The sequence below is a fragment of the Neobacillus niacini genome, from assembly GCF_000759675.1.
In the GTDB taxonomy this organism is placed as follows: domain Bacteria; phylum Bacillota; class Bacilli; order Bacillales; family Cytobacillaceae; genus Neobacillus; species Neobacillus niacini_A.
The window spans coordinates 121,788-142,528 of record NZ_BAWM01000152.1; the positions used below are offsets into that span (position 1 = coordinate 121,788).

Genomic DNA, 20,741 nt, shown 5'->3' on the forward strand with positions numbered 1-20,741 from the left:
CGCTCGTCTTATGCTTGTCGGGTCTGGACAAGGCGCTTCAGCATTTCGGACTATGTACGTTATTATAATGATTCTATTTTGAAAAATCAATACACCAAGCACACAATTATTACAATATTTTTCAAGCACCGTTTTCGTTAGCGGTGTTTTTCTGTTGAATCCATTCTTTTGTATGCCGTAAACCTTTGTAAGACTTTATCAAGACTCTTTCTTCAAAGATGTTTTTAATGGTCCTGACAAGAGGCTCATCTGGATTTTTGGTATAAAGGTGAATGCTCTTTGGTGCGATAGATAATAAAGGTGCAATCGAAGCAGAATCTACATAAACCGGATGGTTAAACAAAAGCTTCCGGTCAATCATTCTCATCAACTCTCCCCTTTTGATCTCTTCAAATTGCTGATCAAAGAAAGTAATTTCCTCATCAAACAACAGATGCAGCGTATCCATTTTAGGCTCACGGCTTGCTAAAAAATCTCGTAATGTTTGTATAAACATTTGATATTCTTGCTCCATTTTATATTCATCGATCGATATTTCTACGTAACTCTCTAACATCTTCAAATAGGGACGCAATCGAAATTTAAGAAAGGAGTCAAACGAAAAAGAGACATCCTCCTTGAAAATTTCCTCAACTGCTTCTCTAATTTGAGGTTCTTCCGCATTTTCCTTAATAAAAACAGCCAGATCCTCCCGCTGACCTTCAAGAACAGAATAAATAATCTCCATAATGTGCTCCTGCTCTTCTGGATCCTCAAAAAAATATCGCTCTTGTAAAATAGCCCTAAACCAGTCATCACGCTTTATTATTATGATAAATTCATAAAATGCTTCTTTAACCTCTTCAAACCTAACCTTGCTTTCCGAAATTTTTACTATATGTCGATCTTCAAACAGAAGAATATCTTGATTATTTGAATGATATCGTAAGCACTTCAGCAAGTGATCATAAAATCTCTTCGCATCCATCCTGCTTCGGAAGATGATTTCTGCCAACCAAATCCCCCCTCTGACCCATACTCTGTTTTACTATTTATATGGGGGACTTGGCCAAAATAGAAGTTAAGACAGCCGTTATGCACCTATATTGTGAAAAAAAATATGGATTACCGAAAATGCATCGGTAATCCACTGTCATTTACACCTTAATCACGCCGATTTGGTCCATCAACCAATACTGGTTCACTTAAGCTTCGGATTCTTTCCATGATTCTCTTTGCTTTCATTTTTTCCTCTTCTCCACGCTGACTGTAGGTTAAATGGTGTTCAAGTCCTTGAAAGTCAAAATTAGAGGTAAAGAAGGTAGGAAGCTTTTCAAGCATTCTAAACTGAAGGATCGGGCCTAATACTTCATCCCTTGTCCAGCTAGAAACGGCTTCGGCACCGATATCATCAAGCATTAAGATTGGTTCTTTTTTTAGAGCTTCAATTTTTTCATTTAAGGTAGAATCACCAATTGCACTTTTCATTTCGCGCATCAGCTCGGGAACATAAACAATCATCGTTGAAATTTGCTTTTTCGCCAACTCGTTGGCTATGGCTCCTAATAAATATGATTTACCAACTCCAAACTTGCCATGTAGATATAATCCCTTTGGCTTTAGACCAGCCTCATAATTCATTAAAAAAGTGCCTGTCTTATCTGCTGCATCCATACGGCCCAAGTCACCTTCAAAATCCTCAAAGGTAGCTTCCAATATATCTCTTGGCACGTATAGACTTTTGATGAGCTTTTGATTCTTCTTTTGTTCATCCGCCATCACTTTTCTAGGGCAACGCTTATAAATCACGTCTATGGAGTTTCGTACCAGCACCAAATCAGGGTGATACCCTTTCATGAAATTTATACAGCCATCGAGACTTTCACAGTGATTACATTTTTTACTTTGCTGGGTGTACTCATAAAGCTTACTCATGCTTTTATCAATGGCAGCCGAATCGAGCTCATTTTGGTGTTCTGTCAGAAATGCATGAATATCGGGATGATTCAGTACTTGCTTCCGCTGCTCTTCATAGCGCTTCTGAAAGCTTTCATTTGATGCTAGACGCTTAAGTGTTCGATTTATCTTTTCCAATTACACTCACCCCCTATTTACGAAAGGCTTTTAGTTTTTCTTCAAATGCACGCTTTTTCGCTTCAAGCTCTGAGTTATCTTTAATGGAATCTTTAACACTTTCTTTCCCATTATCATCAAACCAATCAGGTAATACCTCTGTCCTAATAGGCTTTTGTTTCGTAGATTTTCCTGTCTTTTTGCTTTCTTTAAAGCTTCGCTCTTCTTTCCTTGCTGCTTCCATCGCTTCCTTAACACTCTTTATTTTAAGCCGAGCCCAATGGCTTGCAATGGATTCAACAAAGCCTTTTGTAAATTTCATGTCTGTTTTTCTAAGAACAACCTCAATCAATACATTTACAACACCAGGGGGAAGTTTGTATTTAATCATGACTTCCTCTAATATTTTTAAATTCGAAACAGAAGGCTCCACTCCACCCGATAGTTCTTTAAAAATAACGATTGGCGGTGTGGTTTCATAATAACGAATTAATTTTTCTTCCTGCGTTTTCGGTTCCGTCACTTGGACCTGATGGACAGCAGGCTGAGTTCTATTGATAAGACTCGGAAGTTGATCATAATTTTCAAATTGATACCAATCACGCGCACCTTTTCTAAGGTCGTCGATATCAATTTCATCATTTTCATTAATGGCCCCTAATATAAAGTTTTTCATTTCAATAGGGCTAATTCCATAAAGAAATGCAAGATTACTGATAACCTCTTTTACTTTTTTGGTAAGTGCTTTTTGAGGGACTAGTGATTCATTAAGACCCGCCATTAACATATCAAAATCAAAGGTATTAGTATCAATTTGAATTGGTTTTTGTTCCTGACGACCGATAAATTCTTGAGTGGATTCCGCCTCCAAGTCTTCTGCATGCTCTTGCATATACTGAAGACTGCCTGGAGTTGCTGATGCAAACACATCCTGGAAGGCTCTTGTTACTTCTAAATAGTCCTCTTCCATTGGCTTTTTTGGGATGGTAAAAAAACGTTTTAACCGCGAAAAGTGGTTTTTCCCGATTTTACGATATAAATAAATATTTAACATTCCATCAAGAAAGAATTGCTCTGGATTCAATGGTGGATGGATTTCATAAATAAACGAACGTCCACTTTCATCTGTTTTCACGTATGTTTTTAATAAGCCAATCCCCTCAAGCATCAACCTAGCTTCGTAGATATCTTTTAAGTTGACACTTAACAAATTCATTAATAAATGATGGGTGGAGGATTCAGACCAAAGTTTATTTTCTTCAAGCTCTGCCCATAGAGTCATATATAAGCTTAAACAAGTAGAGCCAATTAAGGGCTGATACAAAAAAGTCAGCACTTTGCGATCATATTCATGCAGCAATCCATTTGACGTAACAAGATAGCGGTCAATCGGAATCAATTCCTGCCAATGCTGCGCCATATCATTCACCCTTTAAAAAAAGTAATAAAGAGCCAAAGACTTTCTTTAGCTCTCTAGGATTTCTCCTTGTTTATCAGTTCCTTTAATTCCTGAATAAAAACGTTTATATCCTTAAATTGACGGTAAACTGAAGCAAAGCGCACATAAGCTACTTCATCAACATGTGCAAGCCTGTCCATGACCATTTCACCAATCAATTCACTTTTTATTTCTGATATTCCTTGACTGCGTAATTCCTTTTCTACCCCTTGGGTAATATCCTCTAATTCTTTTAAAGCAACAGGGCGCTTTTCACAAGCTTTAATTAAGCCTCTTAAGATCTTATCACGGCTGAATTCTTCCCTTGTACCTTCCTTCTTGACGACAATAAGTGGAATTTCTTCAATCTTCTCGAATGTTGTAAATCGATACCCACATTCTTCGCACTCACGTCTTCTTCGAGTTGCACGACCCTCATCTACCGGCCGGGAATCAAGCACACGTGTACCATAATTTTGACATGAAGGGCACTTCATTTGATCAACTCCCAAATCAATCCATTCATAAGTATAACATATCTATTCTTTATCTTATTAGAAAGAAAACGGTAACACAAGATGTATTATGAGCTTTTTCCGACTCTAACAAGAGTATGTAATTTGTTGATTCGCTCGTAGTAAGAAATAAGCCTTTTTCTTAAAATTGGATACAGTCCGATAGGTGAAAATTTTTCAGAAGAAATATTAAAGTCTACCGCCGTTTCCATTGGTCTCACAGTAACAACTGTAACGATTAAAAAACAAGAAATTGGTTTATTGATTTCAACTGCAATCTCCCCATGGTCTTTAGAAACAGTTGCGATTCGGCAATCCGCATCCTGTCTAAATGAATCTTCAATTGACTGAAATAACTGGTTGAAAGTTGCTTTATAATAATGGGTATTTAAGGAACTATCTTTTTGATGATCTGACGTTTCGACTTGTTTGCTGAAGCGAATAAATATATTCCTAAGTATAGACATGGTATCCTCCAATAAATTATCTTTTTTCTTAGTTTACAATACTTTGAGAAAAAAATAAAAAGAGGTGTACTATAAATACACCTCTCGTCGCTTTTTTATTTATAGAATATTATAGAACTTTTGCCTGTTTTACATGAACAGGTCCCATACCACGTGGAATTTCAATATTTTCACGTGTTTGCGCATTTAAGGCTTCCGCAATATAATCAGCTGCTACATTGGGATTAAGATCGCCACAAGTATATACATCAATGCTAGCATATCCATGCTCAGGGAAGCTGTGAATCGTTAAGTGAGATTCAGAAATAATAACAACACCGCTTACGCCTTGTGGTGCAAATTTATGAAATGCTACTTCGCGGATTTCCGCACCTGATTTCAGAGCTGCTTCGACAAAAGTTTGTTCAATAAAATTCATATCATTCAATTTTTCAAAATCGCATCCCCATAATTCAGAGATAACGTGACGTCCCATTGTTTCCATATTCATTTTTCCCCCTCTAAACATTTTCGCTGCATTCTTGAAATCTGAGTTATTGACGGTATCTTATAATTACCACGGGGGAAAGTTAGTCCAGAGAGGTCCTAACCCTTTAAGTAATTAATTGCTACCTAATTTCAAGAAGTTCACGATGACTAGTATACTAAGTTTATATTTTTTTTGCAACCTATCAATCTAAAATTTTTTTTAGTAATAGTGTTTAAAGGGCCTTTCTCCTCTAAAAAAAATCAAATTTCAAACTATAATATGAAATTGCAAATGAAAAAGCTACAAAAAAATGCTGTCAATTGACAGCATTTTTTGTTTTATCCAACTTTAACTTGATTTGAATTAGCCATTAGATGTGCGACATATAAGGTAAGATCGACGACACGGGAAGAATAGCCCCACTCGTTATCATACCATGCAAGCACTTTCACTTTTCTGTTACCCATTACCATGGTTGATAATCCATCAATGATAGCGGAGTATGGATTTGTATTGAAATCAACTGATACAAGCGGCTCCATAGTAAAGTCCAGGATACCGGTTAATGGACCATTTTTTGCCTCCATAAATGCCAGATTGATATCATCAACCGTAACATCTTGTTTCAAATCGACCACTAAATCTACTAGAGAAACATTTGGAGTAGGTACACGCAGTGACATTCCATGCAGCTTACCCTTTAACTGAGGTAATACCAGTGATAACGCTTTAGCAGCCCCAGTTGTTGTTGGGATGATAGATTGTCCACATGCTCTAGCTCTTCGCAAATCTTTATGTGGGTTATCGATGTTTCGTTGATCATTTGTATACGAGTGAATCGTCGTCATTAGACCATTTTCGATTCCAAACTTTTCATCCAGCACTTTTGCAACAGGTGCCAAACAGTTTGTAGTACAGGAAGCGTTGGAAATAACATCATGTTGCATGATATCGAGCTTTTCTTCGTTTACTCCCATAACAATCGTAATATCCTCATTTTTACCCGGTGCAGTAATAATTACCTTTTTCGCTCCTGCGTCTAAGTGTAGACTTGCTTTGTCTCGTGAGTTAAATTTTCCGGTTGCTTCGATAACCACATCAATATTTAACTCTTTCCATGGAAGCTGCTCAGGATTTCGATTATTTAATAATTTTACTCGTTTACCGTTTACAATTAGCTCTTCATCTAATGCAATGATATCCCCTTGAAATTGTCCATGAACCGTATCATATTTAATTAAATGAGCTAACGTTTCCGCTGGATAGCTCGCATTTATAGCAATAATATCAAGCTTATTTTCAAGGATCGCTTTTCTAAAAACCATCCTTCCAATTCTCCCAAAACCGTTTATTGCAATTCTCGCCTTCATTACACGGCCCCTTTCTTAATATGTTATACTTATTAACTTGTTTCTTCGTAATTAGTATAACATATTAAGGTGAATAAGTGATACATAAAGTGTGGAATTTTAAAAATGTTTTACAATTCAGATATGTAACAAAACTCCATGTCATTTGCTCAAGAACTTAACTTGCATCCTTTTCGGGCACAATCTAATCCTTATTCTCTCCATAAACAAAAAAAAGAAGGGTGCGCCCCCTTCTTGATTAAGTCAATTCTATTCCCCAGCTTTTTAAAACCTCAATTACCTGTTTTTTTGTTTCAGCGATAGACCCATTATTATTAATGACGGCATCGGCTAAAGGTACTTTTTCTGACAGGGGCATTTGTGACTTCACTCTTGCCTCTGCGTCCTCAGGTGAGAGATCATTGCGTTCCATCAGTCTTTTTAGCTGGATATCTTTATCCACATAAACAAGGAGCGTTTTTTCCACCATATGCGTTAGTTTACTTTCAAACAGCAGCGGTATATCGAGGACGATGACTTGTTCCCCGCTCACCTTTGCTGCCTCTACTTGATTATTCATCCTTTTTCGAACCTCAGGATGAACAATGCTATTTAAGAGTTGTCGTTTTTCAGCGTTATGAAAAATAATCGAACCGAGTTTCTGCCTATCAATTTCCTCGTTACTTAGTAAAATATCATGACCAAATTCAGTAACGATTTTTTGGTAGGCTGGTTCTCCTTTTTCAACAGCAAGGCGGGCTTCTACGTCTGCATCAATGACAGTGATGGCCAATTCTTTCAACATATTTGAAACAGTACTTTTTCCACTGGCTATTCCGCCTGTTAATCCGATTACTAGTGACATACTCTTATCCTTTCCACATTATCATAATTTCCAAATACCAATGATAATTAATAAAATCCCCGGTAAAAAGGTAAACTTTTGAACCCAACTAAATTTATGAAAAAAAGCACCGCTTCTTATTCCTAAAAGAAGAAATAGTGAACTCATAACAGCCACGCTGGCGGCCAAATAAAAGGGAGAGAATCCAAGCATAGCCGCACCAATTCCAGCACCAAATGCATCAATGGATAAAGCAAAACCAAGCATGAATGCCTCGATTCCAGTAATCGTACCCGAACGGTCAAAGTCCGCTGACATTGGTTTTCTTAAAATATTTATTGCAATCCCTAATGAGCGGATTTCAAAATTAATAATTAGCTTTTCATGTTCGAGTAGTACTGCATCTTTTTCCGGTCTAAAAAATTGATACATTACCCAGGCGCCGAGACCGATTAATATAAAGCCCCCAAGGCTTGCCGTGATATTGGGAGATAAGATTTTTTCTATTGCATGACCAATTGACACAGCAATCATTAAAGAGATTGCTGAACAGGTTGCAATAATGAGCACTGATTTAAGCGGCAGTACCATTTTCCTTAGTCCATACGTAAACCCTACGCTAAAGCTATCAAGACTGAGAGCAAAAGCCAGCAGGAGAAGTGAGAACAATTGAAACATGATGTCTAGGGCTCCTTCCGTCAATCACTACGATAGTATATGGGAGGAGCCTATCCTTTGTTATTAAATTGTCAATTCACTTCAATTTTTAAAGTTTTTGGCAGGTAGGACAATAATGAGTACCTCGTCCGCCTACAGTTGTTTTTTCTAATGGGGTTCCACACTTTTTGCATTCTTCCCCTTTACGACCGTAAGCAAATAATTCAAGCTGAAACATTCCAATTTCCCCTTGTGAGTTTACGTAGGAGCGAATGGTGCTTCCTCCTTTTTTAACCGCTTCATCTAATGTCTTAACAATTTCCTGATGCAGCAATGTTAATTCTGCTTCACTCAGAGAGTTTGCAATCCTTTCAGGATGAATTCCAGAACGGAACAGTGCCTCATCCACATAGATATTTCCAAGTCCAACAAAGACTTTTTGATCTAGGAGTGCAGGCTTCACCTTTCTGTTTGTCTTTTTCAGCTTCTCGGATAAATATTCCTTCGTGAAATCTTCTGAAAAAGGCTCTGGTCCAAGGTCGATAAGAGGAGGCTTTTGAAATTCCTCCCCTTTTTTAAATAAGTGCATCGTTCCGAATTTACGAACATCCCGATACCGTAATTCACTTCCATCGGTAAAATGAAAGATAACATGAGTATGTTTATCATACGGTTCTTCTTTTGGGTATAGCCCATATTTACCTTCCATCCTTAAATGGGAAACTAGGGCAAAGGTGTTAGTATAGATGATTAAAAACTTTCCTCTTCTGCCGATATCCTCAATTGATTCCCCTCTAAGGGCGTCAATGAATTGTTCAACCTCAACTGGATTTTTAATAATTTTCGCCCAGTGAACCGTTATATTCTCAATTTGTTTATGTGAAACAAGCTGTTTTAACGTCTTTCTTACGGTTTCAACTTCCGGTAGTTCTGGCATACAATTCCCCCTTATTTTGCGTCAAACCATGTTGGGCCATAGGAATAGTCTACTTTTAATGGCACTTTTAATTCGAGGGCATTCTCCATCACATCAGGCACTAATGTCTTGAGTGTTTCGATTTCTTCTTCTGGTGCTTCAAATATGAGTTCATCGTGCACTTGGAGAAGCAATCTTGTTTTTAACCCATAATCCTTCAACGCTTCAGCCATATCGATCATGGCTTTTTTAATAATATCGGCTGCACTTCCCTGTATCGGGGTGTTCATTGCCGTTCTTTCTGCAAAGCTTCTAATGTTAAAATTACGATGTGTAATCTCCGGGATATATCTTCTTCTTTGGAGAAGGGTAGCTACATAGCCTTTTTGTTTGGCAGAATGAATGATGTCATCCATATAATCCTTTACCCCTGGATAGCTGGCAAGATAGCGGTCAATAAACAGACTAGCTTCCTTGCGGGTAATTCCTAGGCTTTGGGAAAGACCATAATCACTAATTCCATAGACAATGCCAAAGTTAACGGCCTTTGCCTGTCGTCTCATATTGGATGTTACCTCGTCTGCATTAACATGGAATACATCCATCGCGGTTTTTGTGTGAATATCGAGGTCATCCTTAAACGCTTGAATCAGTTTTTCATCACCAGCGATGTCAGCCAGAACTCTGAGCTCGATTTGCGAATAATCAGCTGCAAAAATGATCCATCCTGGTTCTGATGGTACAAATGCTTGGCGAATTTTTCGTCCCTCTTCTAATCGAATCGGAATGTTCTGCAGGTTCGGATCTATGGAGCTTAATCTGCCTGTAGCTGTTAATGTCTGCTGATATCGCGTATGAACTTTACCCGTTTTTGGACTAATTACCTTGAGCAGACCTTCAATATAAGTGGACTGAAGCTTGCCTAATTGTCTGTAATTAAGAATATGCTCAATGATTTCATGGTCATTTGCTAATTTCTCTAATACATCCGCTGATGTTGAATAGCCCGTTTTCGTTTTCTTAAAGGTTGGCAGGTTTAGTTTTTCAAATAAAATCACACCTAATTGCTTGGTTGAATTAATATTGAACTTTTCACCAGCTAAATGATAAATGATGCCTTCGATTTCGATCAGCCTGTCATGAATTTCGCTGCCCATCCTTTGTAGACGTGCCCTATCAACCTTGATTCCGCAAGATTCCATATCAGCTAAAATGAGTGATAATGGCATTTCAAGCTCAGTAAACAATTCATATTGTTCATTTGTTTTTAACTCGTCTTCTAGTTTTTGTTTCAAGTCAAACATAGCAAGACTTTTTCGAACAAGGTGCTCAGCTACTTGTGTTGCTTCAGGTATTTTCCGCTTAGCCCCTTTTCCATAAAATGACTCATCTGATTGGAGATTAATCCCGTATTTTTTTCCGATCGTTGAAAGGTCATCGATCGATTCAGATGGATTGATAATATAGGAGGCCATTAACGTATCAAAATGAACCCCTTTTAAATGAATATCATACCTTCTTAAAGAAACCTCTGAACGCTTTGCATCGTAGACTGTTTTCTTTTTTGTTTCATCTTCAGCCCACTTTTTAAAGCTGTCCGACTTTATGGCTAATTCAGTTGGAAAATAATAATATCCCTTTTCATTTACAAGAGAAAAACCAATGATATCAGCGTAATGATAATTATCATCGAGCATTTCAACATAGAAATAATTATCACCTGCAAATAAATTATCGATTATCACATCAGGTGTGACAAACTCTATATCTTCAAGCTCAAGCTGCTCAGTACTTGACGTGTCTCCGCCCAGCTTTTCCAATAAGGAATGAAAGCCAAGCTCTTTATACAAAGTTACAACTTTTTCTCTTTCAAATCCCTCATAGGCAGCATTTTCTACTGATACTTCTACTGGTGCCTGTCTTTCAATTGTGGCAAGCTGCTTACTCATCACTGCTTGATCTTTAAATTCTTCAAGCTTTTCTTTTAACTTACTTCCAGTCATTTGATCGATGGAGGCAAGTAATTTCTCTAACGTTGAAAATTCCTTGAGCAGCTTAATCGCTGTTTTTTCGCCGACACCTGGTACGCCCGGTATATTATCTGAAGGGTCACCCATTAACCCCTTCATATCAATAATTTGCTCAGGAGTTAATCCATACTTTTCCATCACATGTGTTGGCGTATATTCCTCAATATCGGTAATCCCTTTACGCGTTATTCCAACTGTTGTATGTTCGGAGGAAAGTTGAGTTAAGTCTTTATCTCCTGATATTACCTTGATTTCATAACCCTCTTTTTCCGCTGATAATGATAGCGTTCCTATAATATCATCTGCCTCATAATTCTCAAGCTCATATCTCTGAATACCATATGCATCAAGAAGCTCACGAATAAAAGGGAATTGTTCGGATAATTCTGGAGGTGTTTTTTGCCTTCCTCCCTTATACTCACCAAAGGTTTTATGACGAAATGTTGTCTTCCCTGCATCAAAAGCCACCAGTATATGTGTTGGCTTTTCATCTTCGATAATCTTATTCAGCATCATGGTAAAACCGTATACTGCGTTTGTGTGTATGCCTTTATCATTATTAAGCAGGGGCAGTGCAAAGAATGCACGGTAAGCGATACTATTCCCGTCTATTAATACTAACTTTTTCTTTTCCATCCAATTACCCCTTTCAGGTTAATCCAAATATTTATGTAATTCGATGATAAACTCACTGCCCTCACCAAGGGTACTTTTTACCATAATGTTTCCATGATGTGCTTCAACTAAATGTTTTACGATTGCTAATCCTAGACCTGTCCCACCAGAGTCCCGGCTTCTTGCACGGTCAACACGATAAAATCGTTCAAAAATACGAGGAATTTCTTCCTTCTTAATTCCAACACCCGAGTCTTTCACATGGATTTTAACTGTTTTCTCGTGTTCAAAAAGTGATATATTTACATATCCTTGTGGCGGGGTATACAAGATTGCATTGCTTATTAAATTTATAAATACCTGCTTTAAGCGGTCATGGTCTCCTTGTATATATAATTCTTCCCTCTTGAACTCAAGTTCTAGACGAATATCCTTTGAAATTGCTTTTTTATTCAGCATGGTAATAACTTCTTTGATCAATTCATACAGATCAAAGTCCTGGATGTTCAACTTAAATTCCTGCTGCTCAATTTTTGAAAAATCGAGCAAATCTTGAATAAGCGATTGCATTCGTTCACTTTCTTTATTAATAATGGATAAAAAGGCTTCCAGGGTATCTTGATTGTTCATCGCACCATCTAACAACGTTTCAGAAAAACCTTTAATTGATGTGACGGGGGTTTTCAATTCATGTGATACATTGGCAACAAAATCTTTTCTCATTTGTTCAAGTTTTTTAATCTCAGTAATATCATGGAAAACGAGTAAAACCCCTTTCCACACATTGTTTATCCCAATAATCGGTATCCCATGAACATCAAAGTATTTTCTCTCGATACTTAATGGGAGAAGGAGATGTTTTCTGATTTTTTGTTCCGTCCTGAAAACATCTGCAATGATATTGCAAATTTCCTCTTGTTCAATTACTTCGTAATATAATTTATTTAAGGAATCGGAGGATTTCACCTGAAAGATATCAAAGTAACCCTTATTGATTAGATTTATGAACCCACGACTGTCAATTAACATTAATCCTGCACCCATATTTTCAATTAATGCACTTAGGCGGTCTTGCTGTATTTCTTGACCTTTACTCATTTCTTGAAGATTTTGGGCCAATACATTGATCGAAGTACTCAACATACTCGTTTCGTTTAATTCGTTACCTTCAATTCTAGCCCGGTAATTTCCTTTCGCTAGTTCAATGGCGACATTAGTAGCCGCTTCTATTGGCTTTGTATACCTTACAGTTATTCTATATCCAAGATAAATAAAAACAATAAACACTATCAATAAGCTAATTGACAGGATCCACCAAATTTGCCCGTATGCTTTTTTAAGCTCACTTATTTTCGTAAAAATGAACAAATATCCTTCTTTTTCATTTGCTTTTATAATCGGTTTCCAGGAATAGTGTAAGTCGTATTTCTCATGCTCAACAAGCTTCGTCTCATTTTTTGGTTTTTCCTTTAAGACCTCATTAATATTCTCTTTTATCCCATTTATATTAGAAGTGTTTTCCCCACTATCAAAAAGAATTTTACCTTTTGTATCTGTGAGAGCAAGTCTTACATTAAGCATACTGCTTATTTCCATTATCTCTTGTTGATTGATTGAGTTCACTCCACCGTTATTTTCAATAAACAAGCTAAGAAGATTGCTCTCTTTATCTAAACGTTCATTATATGTATCAAGGTAGTAGCTTTTAAAAAGCTGACCAAGTAAAATTCCCAATCCGATTAAACCGATTATGATTAAACTAATTAGTGCAAGAAGAAGCTTTGTGCGGAACTTGTTCATTCCCCCTTCGGCTCCTCAAGCTTATACCCTAATCCACGGACAGTTTTGATATAAGCAGGTTTCTTCGTGTCCTCTTCTATTTTTTCCCGCAAATGTGAAATGTGAACATCTACAATACGAGTATCGCCAGCAAATTCATAATTCCAAACAGCACTTAATAATTGGTCTCGAGTTAAAACGCGATTTTTATTTTGAGCCAAGTAGTGTAGTAGTTCATATTCCTTCAGGGTTAATTCCAATTGCTGATTTTTAAAATAAGCTTCATATTTATCCGGGAAAATTTGAAGGTTTCCGATTTCAATAACGTAACCAACCGTTTGGTCAACTTCATTATTAATGGTTTGTATTTGAACTCTTCTTAAAATTGCTTTTACTCGTGCAACCACTTCTCTTGGGCTAAAAGGCTTAATCATATAATCATCTGCACCAAGTTCCAGGCCCAATATTTTATCAAACTCATCATCTTTAGCTGTTAACATTAGGATTGGTGTCATGATTTTTTGTTGCCGCAGCTGCTTGCATACTTCGATTCCATCCATTTTTGGAAGCATTAGATCTAAAACAATAATATCAGGTATCATCGTTTCGGCTAATTGTTTGCCCGCTAAGCCATCCATTGCCGTGACTACTTCAAAACCGGCTTGTTCCAAATTATATTGAAGCAATGTTACAATTGATTGTTCATCGTCTACAACTAGTACCTTATTTTTCATAAAAACCTCCGAGAGTTTTATCTATTTCGTCACCTTCCTCCATTATAGTATAGAAATAATAAGAATACCCACTATCTAACTTGAGACAAAAAAAAAAGGAATGTGAAGTACATTCCTTCATGATATTAGAAATTATCTAAAACATCGGCATCCATTCCTCCTAAGCGATGAGGAGGGCAAACTTTTAGTTTCCCATTAATCACTACTTCGTCTTTTTCATTTGTTCCAACAACTGTAATCATCACGGTGTGATCATCATGATTAACTTCGACAACCTCTAACAACAACTGGACCGTTGCATAATGGTAAACTGGCTTAGAAAATTGGATATCTTGACTTAAAATATGACTTCCTGGTCCAGGTAAATACTTTGAAACAGCCGAAGTAATCATTCCTGTTAGCATAATACTTGGAACAATCGGTTTTTTGAAAGGTGTTTGTGAAGCATAATCATGCTGAATAAATAGAGGATTTGCATCATCGGTCAGCCCTAAATACAGAAGAATATCCTTATCTTCGATTTTTTCGGTTAAGGCTAGTTTTTCACCAACTGACATTTCTTTTATTTCTCTTCCTAATTTTCTTTTCTTCCCTAAAAGCATTTTTTACGCCCCTTTGTAAACGGTTTCATTTATAGTAGAAAAAAATTCGGGGAGCTGAACCCCCGAATTTTAATCATTTACACTAATACTTTCATTACATTTTGAACAGATTCAACTGATTTGTCTAAAGCTGCCTTCTCTTCAGCAGTTAGATCAAGCTCGATAACTTTTTCAATTCCGTTTGCACCAAGGATTGTTGGTACTCCAAGGTAAATACCTTCGTAACCAAATTCTCCCTCAAGGTAAGCGATTGAAGGAAGAACACGGCGTTGGTCTTTTAAGATAGCTTCACACATTTCAACAAGTGAGGCTGCTGGTGCATAATAAGCACTGCCGTTTCCTAAAAGGTTAACGATCTCTCCGCCACCTTTTCTAGTACGCTCTACAATCGCTTCTAAACGATCTTTAGGAATTAATGTTTCTAACGGAATACCACCAGCATAAGAATAACGAACAAGTGGAACCATATCGTCACCATGACCACCCAACACAAAGCCAGTAATGTCTTTTACTGAAAGATTTAATTCTTGAGCAACGAATGTGCGAAAACGCGCTGTATCAAGAACACCAGATTGCCCAATTACACGATTCTTAGGGAAACCAGATGTTTTGAATACTGTATAGGTCATTGCGTCAACTGGGTTGGTTAATACAAGAATTGTACAGTTTGGAGAGTACTTCACAATTTGCTCAGTTACACTCTTCATAACTTTTTGGTTTGTTTGAACTAAATCATCACGACTCATGCCTGGTTTACGAGCAATACCTGCTGTAATAACGACGATATCGGAATCACGAGTATCTTCGTAATTGGATGTACCAGTAATATTCGCATCAAAACCTTGAACAGGACTTGCTTCAAGCATATCCAATGCCTTACCTTTTGTAGGGTTTTCCATTTGAGGGACATCAACAAGAACGACATCGCCTAACTCTTTTTGTGCAAGTAAGAATGCAGTTGTAGCACCAGTGAAACCTCCGCCAATTACGGAAACCTTTTTACGCTTTAAAGACATTTTAAACTCTCCCCTTTGAAAGTATTATTGTCATTATTCGAAAGGGGCTGTTCGAAAACAGCCCTGATTATCCTTGTCAAGCTTCATCCTCTAGGTGCTTAAGCCTTCCAATTATTCCATATTCTTAATTAATTCATCTGCAAATTCAGATGTTTTTACTTCTGTTGCTCCGTCCATTAAACGAGCGAAGTCATAGGTGACTACTTTAGAAGCAATGGTTGTTTCAACTGATTTAATAACCATTTTTGCTGCTTCATTCCAGCCTAAGTGCTCAAGTAGTAATACACCTGATAGGATAACAGATGAAGGATTTACTTTATCTAGACCTGCGTATTTAGGTGCAGTACCATGTGTTGCTTCGAAAATAGCATGTCCAGTTTCATAGTTGATGTTTGCTCCAGGAGCGATACCAATTCCGCCTACTTGCGCTGCAAGAGCATCAGAAATAAAGTCACCGTTTAAGTTCATAGTTGCAACTACATCAAATTCACGTGGACGTGTAAGGATTTGCTGTAAGAAGATATCAGCAATTGCGTCTTTCACGATAATTTTTCCTGCTGATTCTGCATCAGCTTGCGCTTTGTTAGCTGCTTCAGAGCCTTCTTCAGCCTTAATGCGGTCATACTGAGCCCATGTAAAGACTTTATCACCAAATTCCTTTTCAGCAAGCTCATAACCCCAATTTTTGAAGGCACCTTCTGTGAATTTCATGATATTTCCTTTGTGTACGAGTGTAACTGATTTACGGCCTTCTTTGATCGCATAATTAATAGCTGCACGTACAAGGCGAGTTGTACCCTCTTCAGAAACAGGTTTAATACCGATACCAGAAGTTTCTGGGAATCTAATTTTGTTAACGCCCATTTCATTTTGAAGGAAGTCGATTACTTTCTTAACTGCTTCTGTGCCTTTTTCATATTCAATTCCAGCATAAATGTCTTCAGTATTTTCACGGAAGATTACCATATCAGTATCTTGTGGACGCTTAACTGGTGAAGGAACACCCTCAAACCATCTAACTGGACGTAAGCATACAAACAAATCTAATTCTTGGCGAAGAGCTACATTCAATGAACGAATTCCACCGCCAACAGGTGTAGTAAGTGGACCTTTAATCGCAATCAAATATTCGTTGATTAAATCAAGAGTTTCTTTTGGTAACCATTCACCAGTTTGGTTGAAAGCTTTTTCTCCAGCAAGAACTTCTTTCCAAACTAATTTACGCTCGCCTTTATAAGCTTTTTCTACTGCTGCGTTTAATACTCTCTCAGAAGCTGCCCAGATATCTGGTCCAATACCGTCACCTTCGATAAATGGGATAATTGGATTGTTTGGTACATTTAATACTCCGTTTGTTACTGTGATTTTTTCGCCTTGCATAGTTGTTCTCCTCCTATTATGTATCAATGGTATTTATCAATTGCCTTGTCCATAAAGAGATTGAATCCAAGGTTAAAGAATTGCAATCTTTAACCTTTTCATACAATCCTATTAGAACAATTTTTTTGAAAAAAGTAAAATTTTATTAACCTCTTTGGTTAATTGGAACATATGTCTGCAAGCCAGGACCTGTATATTCCGCACGTGGACGAATTAGACGGTTGTTATCATATTGTTCTAGTATATGAGCAAGCCATCCAGAAACCCTGCTGACTGCAAAGATTGGTGTAAATAAATCATGGTCAATGCCTAGGCTATGATACATAGACGCTGAGTAGAAATCAACGTTTGGCGGTAATTTCTTTTCGCCAGTAACGATGCTTTCGATTTTTTCAGACATTTCATACCAATGCGGCTCGCCTGTCAACTCGGTTAATTTTTTCGACATAGCTCTTAAATGCTTGGCACGAGGATCACCTAAGCGATAAACGCGGTGTCCAAATCCCATAATTTTTTCTTTTTTCTGAAGTTTTTCGCGAACATATGGCTCAACATTCTCAATGGTGCCAATTTCTTTAAGCATTTTCATTACTGCTTCATTTGCACCGCCATGTAGTGGTCCTTTAAGTGCTCCGATTGCAGCAGTTACGCCAGAATAAACATCTGATAAAGTAGCCACACAAACTCTTGCAGTAAATGTAGATGCATTCAGTTCGTGATCAGCATGCAATACAAGTGCCTTGTCTAAAGCGTTTACTGCGATTTCATCTGGCGCACTCCCAGTCAACATGTAAAGGAAGTTAGCAGCAAAACTTAAATCTGTTCTAGGTGCAATTGGATCAAGACCTTTTCTAACGCGTGCAAAAGTGGTTACAATTGCAGGCATTTTCGCTTGAAGTCGAATCGCCTTTTGATAGTTTGACTCTGAATCCATTATATCAGCTTCTTCGTCATAGAGACCCAATAAGGAAACAGCTGAACGAAGCGCAGCCATTGGATGAACCTTTTCAATTGGATACATCTTAAAGTGCTCTATTACTTCTTGTGGAAGTGCAGCATTTTCAGATAGCTGCTTTTTTAATTCTGCTAATTCAGGCGCTGTTGGTAATTTGCGGTGCCACAATAAATAAATTACTTCTTCAAAGCTAGCATTTTCAGCTAAATCATCGATGTCATAACCAACATAAGTTAACGTATCATCAATGATTGAACTGATGGAAGAAGTTGTTGCAACTACCCCTTCAAGACCTCGAGTTACTGTCATAGAAAATCTCTCCTTCTTATTCTAATTTCCCCATTACCCATTACCCATTTGTAAAAAGAAGTATTTTTATCAGCTGAAACCGTTTAACGGTCACGCAATGTTGAAGAAAATCTTCATTTCAAACATTGTTAATGAATTACTAGCGCCCTTTTTGTACAAATATCTAGATTGAGCGCTTGCTCGGGATAAATCCAACAAGCTAAATAACTTTTAATAAAAAAGTTATTTTACAAGTAATCTAGCATATTAATGTGACTTATGTAAAAAAGGATGCGCTTTCAAGTCCTATTATAAACAATTATCAGATTTTTGTGAACGAAAAGGGGCTGAAAAGTACAAAAAAAATATTATTTTACAAAATAACTAACTAAAAAATTTAATCATTTTCATGGCTGTATAGGCTATTCCCGCGCCGATAAGAGGACCTACAGCCACACCTTTGAAGATAGATACGGATAAAATTGTTCCAAGAACAAGCGCCGTTGTAATATGCGGATCATTTTCTAATAGAGATACCCCGCCCTTTGCTAATAAGGCTACGACCATACCTGAAATAAGCGCTACCCAAGCAAAAGGTGATTTAAATGCACTAGACAAATCTTTAAAGCCAATTTCACCCGAGGCAATCGGAGCTAAAACTGCTATTGTGATGACGGTAACTCCCCAATTAATCCCTTTACTCTGTATATAGGTGAAGGATTTTGATTCAAGTCCGCTTAATTTTAATAATAGTAAAACGACAATAGCAATCAACAATGAATTATTTTTAGCGATAATTCCAATGATCAAAAGCAGTAATAAGAACAATAATGGCTCATTAAACATTCACTTCATCCATCCTTTACTTAATATCTAGGCTGTGTTTAAGCAAATTCTTGATTTTGCACACTCTGTTGCTAGGAGCGGAAATCAACAGACAAGTTTAACACAGCCAAAATCATGCAGTATTGTACAAAAAATGATAAACTAAAGCTACCTATATAATCCTATAAGGAGGCATGTTATTGGATAAAAAGTATTTGTATCGAACGATGAGGTTCATTTTTGTGATTGGCATTGTCGTTCTCGCACTTCTATCATTTTATTATTTGTCAAAAGTGACCTATCCATTTCTAATTGCCTTAGTAATTGCATTTTTTATCAATCCAATTGTTAACATTTTTGAAAAAAAACTTCGAATGCCTCGCGGATTAGCGGTTTTTGTAGCTTTAATCATCATTTTTGCCTTTGTTGCGGGCTTGGTTACACTGTTAGTAGCTGAAATTGTTTCTGGAGCAAATTACTTAGCTCGAGTTGTACCAGAGCATTTGGATACATTAATCGGCTACATCGAAGAGTATATTACGGCTCAAATTATCCCTCTTTATAATCAACTAACCAGCATGTTTAATCAATTAGAAGATGGACAGCAAAACACCATTATCTCTAATATTCAAAATGTTGGTACCACCATTGGTACGACAGTTGGAAATTTCATACAAAATCTTTTCGGCAACATCCCTGTGATCCTATCATGGTTTCCAAATGCCGCAACTGTGTTAATTTTTTCTTTTTTAGCAACCTTTTTTATTAGTAAGGATTGGTACAGATTTTCACGTCTAAGCAGTCGCATTTTACCTGAGAAGGCTAAAACAAGTGGTAAAACTGTATTTGTCGATTTGCAGAAGGCTTTATTTGGTTTTCTAAAGGCTCAACTAACACTTATATCTATTACAACCGTTATTATTTTAATTGGGCTGCTTGTCCTCCGCGTAGATTATGCGATTACAATCGCCTTGATAACGGGTATAGTGGACATTATTCCATACCTAGGTACCGGAGCTGTTTTTGTACCATGGATTATTTATGAGGTCATTGCAGGGGATATAGGTCTGGCAATAGGATTAGGTGTGCTTTATTTACTTGTTATTGTTCAAAGACAAATTATGGAGCCTAAAATACTTTCATCCAATATTGGTCTTGATCCACTAGCCACCTTAATCGCCTTATTCGTCGGATTTAAATTAGTTGGCTTTCTAGGATTAATTTTAGGTCCTGTCACCCTCGTTATTATAAACACACTCTATCGTGCAAATGTATTTCACGATTTATGGACTTTTATTAAAGGGAAAGAAACTTAATACATAAAACGTCAACCTCCATCTGGAAGTTGACGTTTTTATTTAATAATTTTTATATTTCCTTTTTCAATCCTTTTACGTAAGGCACTTATCATTAGAAATTTGAAAGGCTTTCTAGATGGAGGAAACAACAATAAAAATCCGAATAAATCGGTTATAAACCCAGGAGTTAATAGAAGGGTTCCACCAATTAAAATACAAATGCCATCAAGGACAGACTCACCTGGAATTTGACCATAAGCAAGCTGTTCCTGTGCTCTTTTTATTGTCTGCAGACCTTCCCTCTTTGCCAAGTAGGCACCAACTACACCTGTAAGAATGATAAAAGCAATGGTCGGCAAAACGCCAATCGTTCTGCCTGATAACAGCAGGAATCCAATATCTATTGCGGGTATTACAATAATTAATAAAGCTAAATAGCGCATTTTTCTATCTCCTTCAAACCAGCTTGTATACATTATATACCCAATAGTTGAAATAATCCTTTTAAAAAG

General features: G+C 37.1%; 20 protein-coding genes. 1 reads left to right on the forward strand and 19 read right to left on the reverse strand.

All coding sequences use genetic code 11. The features are described 5' to 3' along the window. Nucleotides 1-121: 121 nt before the first annotated feature. The 18 genes from ytxC to TR08_RS27085 form a co-directional block, all read right to left on the reverse strand. Nucleotides 122-994, reverse strand: a complete 873-nt coding sequence (gene ytxC / locus TR08_RS27000) for a putative sporulation protein YtxC (protein WP_052427649.1) — start codon at nt 992-994, stop codon at nt 122-124. A 149-nt stretch (nt 995-1,143) separates the two neighbouring features. Beyond that, nucleotides 1,144-2,073: a primosomal protein DnaI gene (gene dnaI, locus TR08_RS27005; RefSeq protein WP_045523554.1), complete on the reverse strand. Its 930-nt coding sequence runs from the start codon at nt 2,071-2,073 to the stop codon at nt 1,144-1,146. A gap of 13 nt (nt 2,074-2,086) precedes the next feature. Continuing rightward, nucleotides 2,087-3,472: a replication initiation and membrane attachment family protein gene (locus TR08_RS27010; protein ID WP_045523556.1), complete on the reverse strand. Its 1,386-nt coding sequence runs from the start codon at nt 3,470-3,472 to the stop codon at nt 2,087-2,089. A gap of 53 nt (nt 3,473-3,525) precedes the next feature. Next, nucleotides 3,526-3,987 carry a transcriptional regulator NrdR gene (gene nrdR / locus TR08_RS27015; RefSeq protein ID WP_045523558.1) on the reverse strand — a complete coding sequence of 154 codons (462 nt, stop codon included), beginning with the start codon at nt 3,985-3,987 and terminating at the stop codon, nt 3,526-3,528. An 86-nt stretch (nt 3,988-4,073) separates the two neighbouring features. Then, a complete protein-coding gene (locus TR08_RS27020) occupies nt 4,074-4,472 on the reverse strand; it encodes a hypothetical protein (RefSeq protein WP_045523560.1) in 399 nt (132 codons plus the stop codon). 109 nt (nt 4,473-4,581) lie between these two features. Beyond that, nucleotides 4,582-4,956, reverse strand: a complete 375-nt coding sequence (gene speD, locus TR08_RS27025; protein WP_045523562.1) for an adenosylmethionine decarboxylase — start codon at nt 4,954-4,956, stop codon at nt 4,582-4,584. A gap of 323 nt (nt 4,957-5,279) precedes the next feature. Further along, nucleotides 5,280-6,311 (reverse strand): glyceraldehyde-3-phosphate dehydrogenase, encoded by a 1,032-nt coding sequence (locus TR08_RS27030; protein WP_045523564.1) that lies wholly within the window; start codon nt 6,309-6,311, stop codon nt 5,280-5,282. Between the two features lie 238 nt (nt 6,312-6,549). Further along, on the reverse strand, nt 6,550-7,155 hold the full coding sequence (gene coaE / locus TR08_RS27035; RefSeq protein ID WP_045523566.1) for a dephospho-CoA kinase: 606 nt from the start codon (nt 7,153-7,155) through the stop codon (nt 6,550-6,552). A gap of 21 nt (nt 7,156-7,176) precedes the next feature. Further along, nucleotides 7,177-7,812 carry a sporulation membrane protein YtaF gene (ytaF, locus tag TR08_RS27040; RefSeq protein WP_045523567.1) on the reverse strand — a complete coding sequence of 212 codons (636 nt, stop codon included), beginning with the start codon at nt 7,810-7,812 and terminating at the stop codon, nt 7,177-7,179. An 88-nt stretch (nt 7,813-7,900) separates the two neighbouring features. Beyond that, complete coding sequence (gene mutM / locus TR08_RS27045) at nt 7,901-8,728, reverse strand: DNA-formamidopyrimidine glycosylase (RefSeq protein WP_045523569.1); 828 nt, start codon at nt 8,726-8,728, stop codon at nt 7,901-7,903. 11 nt (nt 8,729-8,739) lie between these two features. Beyond that, the gene (polA, locus tag TR08_RS27050; RefSeq protein ID WP_045523571.1) at nt 8,740-11,373 is read right to left on the reverse strand and encodes a DNA polymerase I; all 2,634 of its coding nucleotides are present in this window, start codon (nt 11,371-11,373) and stop codon (nt 8,740-8,742) included. Nucleotides 11,374-11,391: 18 nt separating this feature from the next. Continuing rightward, nucleotides 11,392-13,152 carry a two-component system histidine kinase PnpS gene (pnpS, locus tag TR08_RS27055; protein ID WP_045523572.1) on the reverse strand — a complete coding sequence of 587 codons (1,761 nt, stop codon included), beginning with the start codon at nt 13,150-13,152 and terminating at the stop codon, nt 11,392-11,394. After that, on the reverse strand, nt 13,149-13,865 hold the full coding sequence (locus TR08_RS27060; RefSeq protein WP_045523574.1) for a response regulator transcription factor: 717 nt from the start codon (nt 13,863-13,865) through the stop codon (nt 13,149-13,151). The genes pnpS and TR08_RS27060 overlap by 4 nt, the downstream gene beginning before the upstream one ends. 125 nt (nt 13,866-13,990) lie before the next feature. Then, the gene (locus TR08_RS27065; protein WP_045523576.1) at nt 13,991-14,467 is read right to left on the reverse strand and encodes a MaoC/PaaZ C-terminal domain-containing protein; all 477 of its coding nucleotides are present in this window, start codon (nt 14,465-14,467) and stop codon (nt 13,991-13,993) included. Between the two features lie 77 nt (nt 14,468-14,544). Next, entirely contained in the window at nt 14,545-15,483 is a 939-nt protein-coding gene (mdh, locus tag TR08_RS27070) for a malate dehydrogenase (RefSeq protein ID WP_045523578.1), read from the reverse strand. A 111-nt stretch (nt 15,484-15,594) separates the two neighbouring features. Next, nucleotides 15,595-16,863 carry an NADP-dependent isocitrate dehydrogenase gene (gene icd, locus TR08_RS27075; protein WP_045523580.1) on the reverse strand — a complete coding sequence of 423 codons (1,269 nt, stop codon included), beginning with the start codon at nt 16,861-16,863 and terminating at the stop codon, nt 15,595-15,597. Between the two features lie 145 nt (nt 16,864-17,008). Next, nucleotides 17,009-18,127: a citrate synthase gene (citZ, locus tag TR08_RS27080; RefSeq protein ID WP_045523582.1), complete on the reverse strand. Its 1,119-nt coding sequence runs from the start codon at nt 18,125-18,127 to the stop codon at nt 17,009-17,011. Between the two features lie 363 nt (nt 18,128-18,490). Next, complete coding sequence (locus TR08_RS27085) at nt 18,491-18,952, reverse strand: DUF441 domain-containing protein (protein ID WP_045523584.1); 462 nt, start codon at nt 18,950-18,952, stop codon at nt 18,491-18,493. A 179-nt stretch (nt 18,953-19,131) separates the two neighbouring features. On the opposite strand from TR08_RS27085, the gene ytvI reads away from it, so the two are divergent. After that, nucleotides 19,132-20,247, forward strand: coding sequence for a sporulation integral membrane protein YtvI (ytvI, locus tag TR08_RS27090; RefSeq protein ID WP_045523586.1), 1,116 nt, complete (start codon nt 19,132-19,134; stop codon nt 20,245-20,247). Nucleotides 20,248-20,285: 38 nt separating this feature from the next. Here the strand turns inward: ytvI and TR08_RS27095 are convergent, their stop codons facing one another. Continuing rightward, on the reverse strand, nt 20,286-20,672 hold the full coding sequence (locus tag TR08_RS27095) for an FxsA family protein (protein WP_045523592.1): 387 nt from the start codon (nt 20,670-20,672) through the stop codon (nt 20,286-20,288). Nucleotides 20,673-20,741: the final 69 nt, after the last annotated feature.

What these genes read in the sequence shown, in the direction of transcription:
- TR08_RS27010 (WP_045523556.1), bottom strand. Translation starts at nt 3,472, where the DNA reads ATGGCGCAGCATTGGCAGGAATTGATTCCGATTGACCGCTATCTTGTT.
- nrdR (WP_045523558.1), bottom strand. Translation starts at nt 3,987, where the DNA reads ATGAAGTGCCCTTCATGTCAAAATTATGGTACACGTGTGCTTGATTCC.
- TR08_RS27020 (WP_045523560.1), bottom strand. Translation starts at nt 4,472, where the DNA reads ATGTCTATACTTAGGAATATATTTATTCGCTTCAGCAAACAAGTCGAA.
- speD (WP_045523562.1), bottom strand. Translation starts at nt 4,956, where the DNA reads ATGGAAACAATGGGACGTCACGTTATCTCTGAATTATGGGGATGCGAT.
- TR08_RS27030 (WP_045523564.1), bottom strand. Translation starts at nt 6,311, where the DNA reads ATGAAGGCGAGAATTGCAATAAACGGTTTTGGGAGAATTGGAAGGATG.
- coaE (WP_045523566.1), bottom strand. Translation starts at nt 7,155, where the DNA reads ATGTCACTAGTAATCGGATTAACAGGCGGAATAGCCAGTGGAAAAAGT.
- ytaF (WP_045523567.1), bottom strand. Translation starts at nt 7,812, where the DNA reads ATGTTTCAATTGTTCTCACTTCTCCTGCTGGCTTTTGCTCTCAGTCTT.
- mutM (WP_045523569.1), bottom strand. Translation starts at nt 8,728, where the DNA reads ATGCCAGAACTACCGGAAGTTGAAACCGTAAGAAAGACGTTAAAACAG.
- polA (WP_045523571.1), bottom strand. Translation starts at nt 11,373, where the DNA reads ATGGAAAAGAAAAAGTTAGTATTAATAGACGGGAATAGTATCGCTTAC.
- pnpS (WP_045523572.1), bottom strand. Translation starts at nt 13,152, where the DNA reads ATGAACAAGTTCCGCACAAAGCTTCTTCTTGCACTAATTAGTTTAATC.
- TR08_RS27060 (WP_045523574.1), bottom strand. Translation starts at nt 13,865, where the DNA reads ATGAAAAATAAGGTACTAGTTGTAGACGATGAACAATCAATTGTAACA.
- TR08_RS27065 (WP_045523576.1), bottom strand. Translation starts at nt 14,467, where the DNA reads ATGCTTTTAGGGAAGAAAAGAAAATTAGGAAGAGAAATAAAAGAAATG.
- mdh (WP_045523578.1), bottom strand. Translation starts at nt 15,483, where the DNA reads ATGTCTTTAAAGCGTAAAAAGGTTTCCGTAATTGGCGGAGGTTTCACT.
- icd (WP_045523580.1), bottom strand. Translation starts at nt 16,863, where the DNA reads ATGCAAGGCGAAAAAATCACAGTAACAAACGGAGTATTAAATGTACCA.
- citZ (WP_045523582.1), bottom strand. Translation starts at nt 18,127, where the DNA reads ATGACAGTAACTCGAGGTCTTGAAGGGGTAGTTGCAACAACTTCTTCC.
- TR08_RS27085 (WP_045523584.1), bottom strand. Translation starts at nt 18,952, where the DNA reads ATGTTTAATGAGCCATTATTGTTCTTATTACTGCTTTTGATCATTGGA.
- TR08_RS27095 (WP_045523592.1), bottom strand. Translation starts at nt 20,672, where the DNA reads ATGCGCTATTTAGCTTTATTAATTATTGTAATACCCGCAATAGATATT.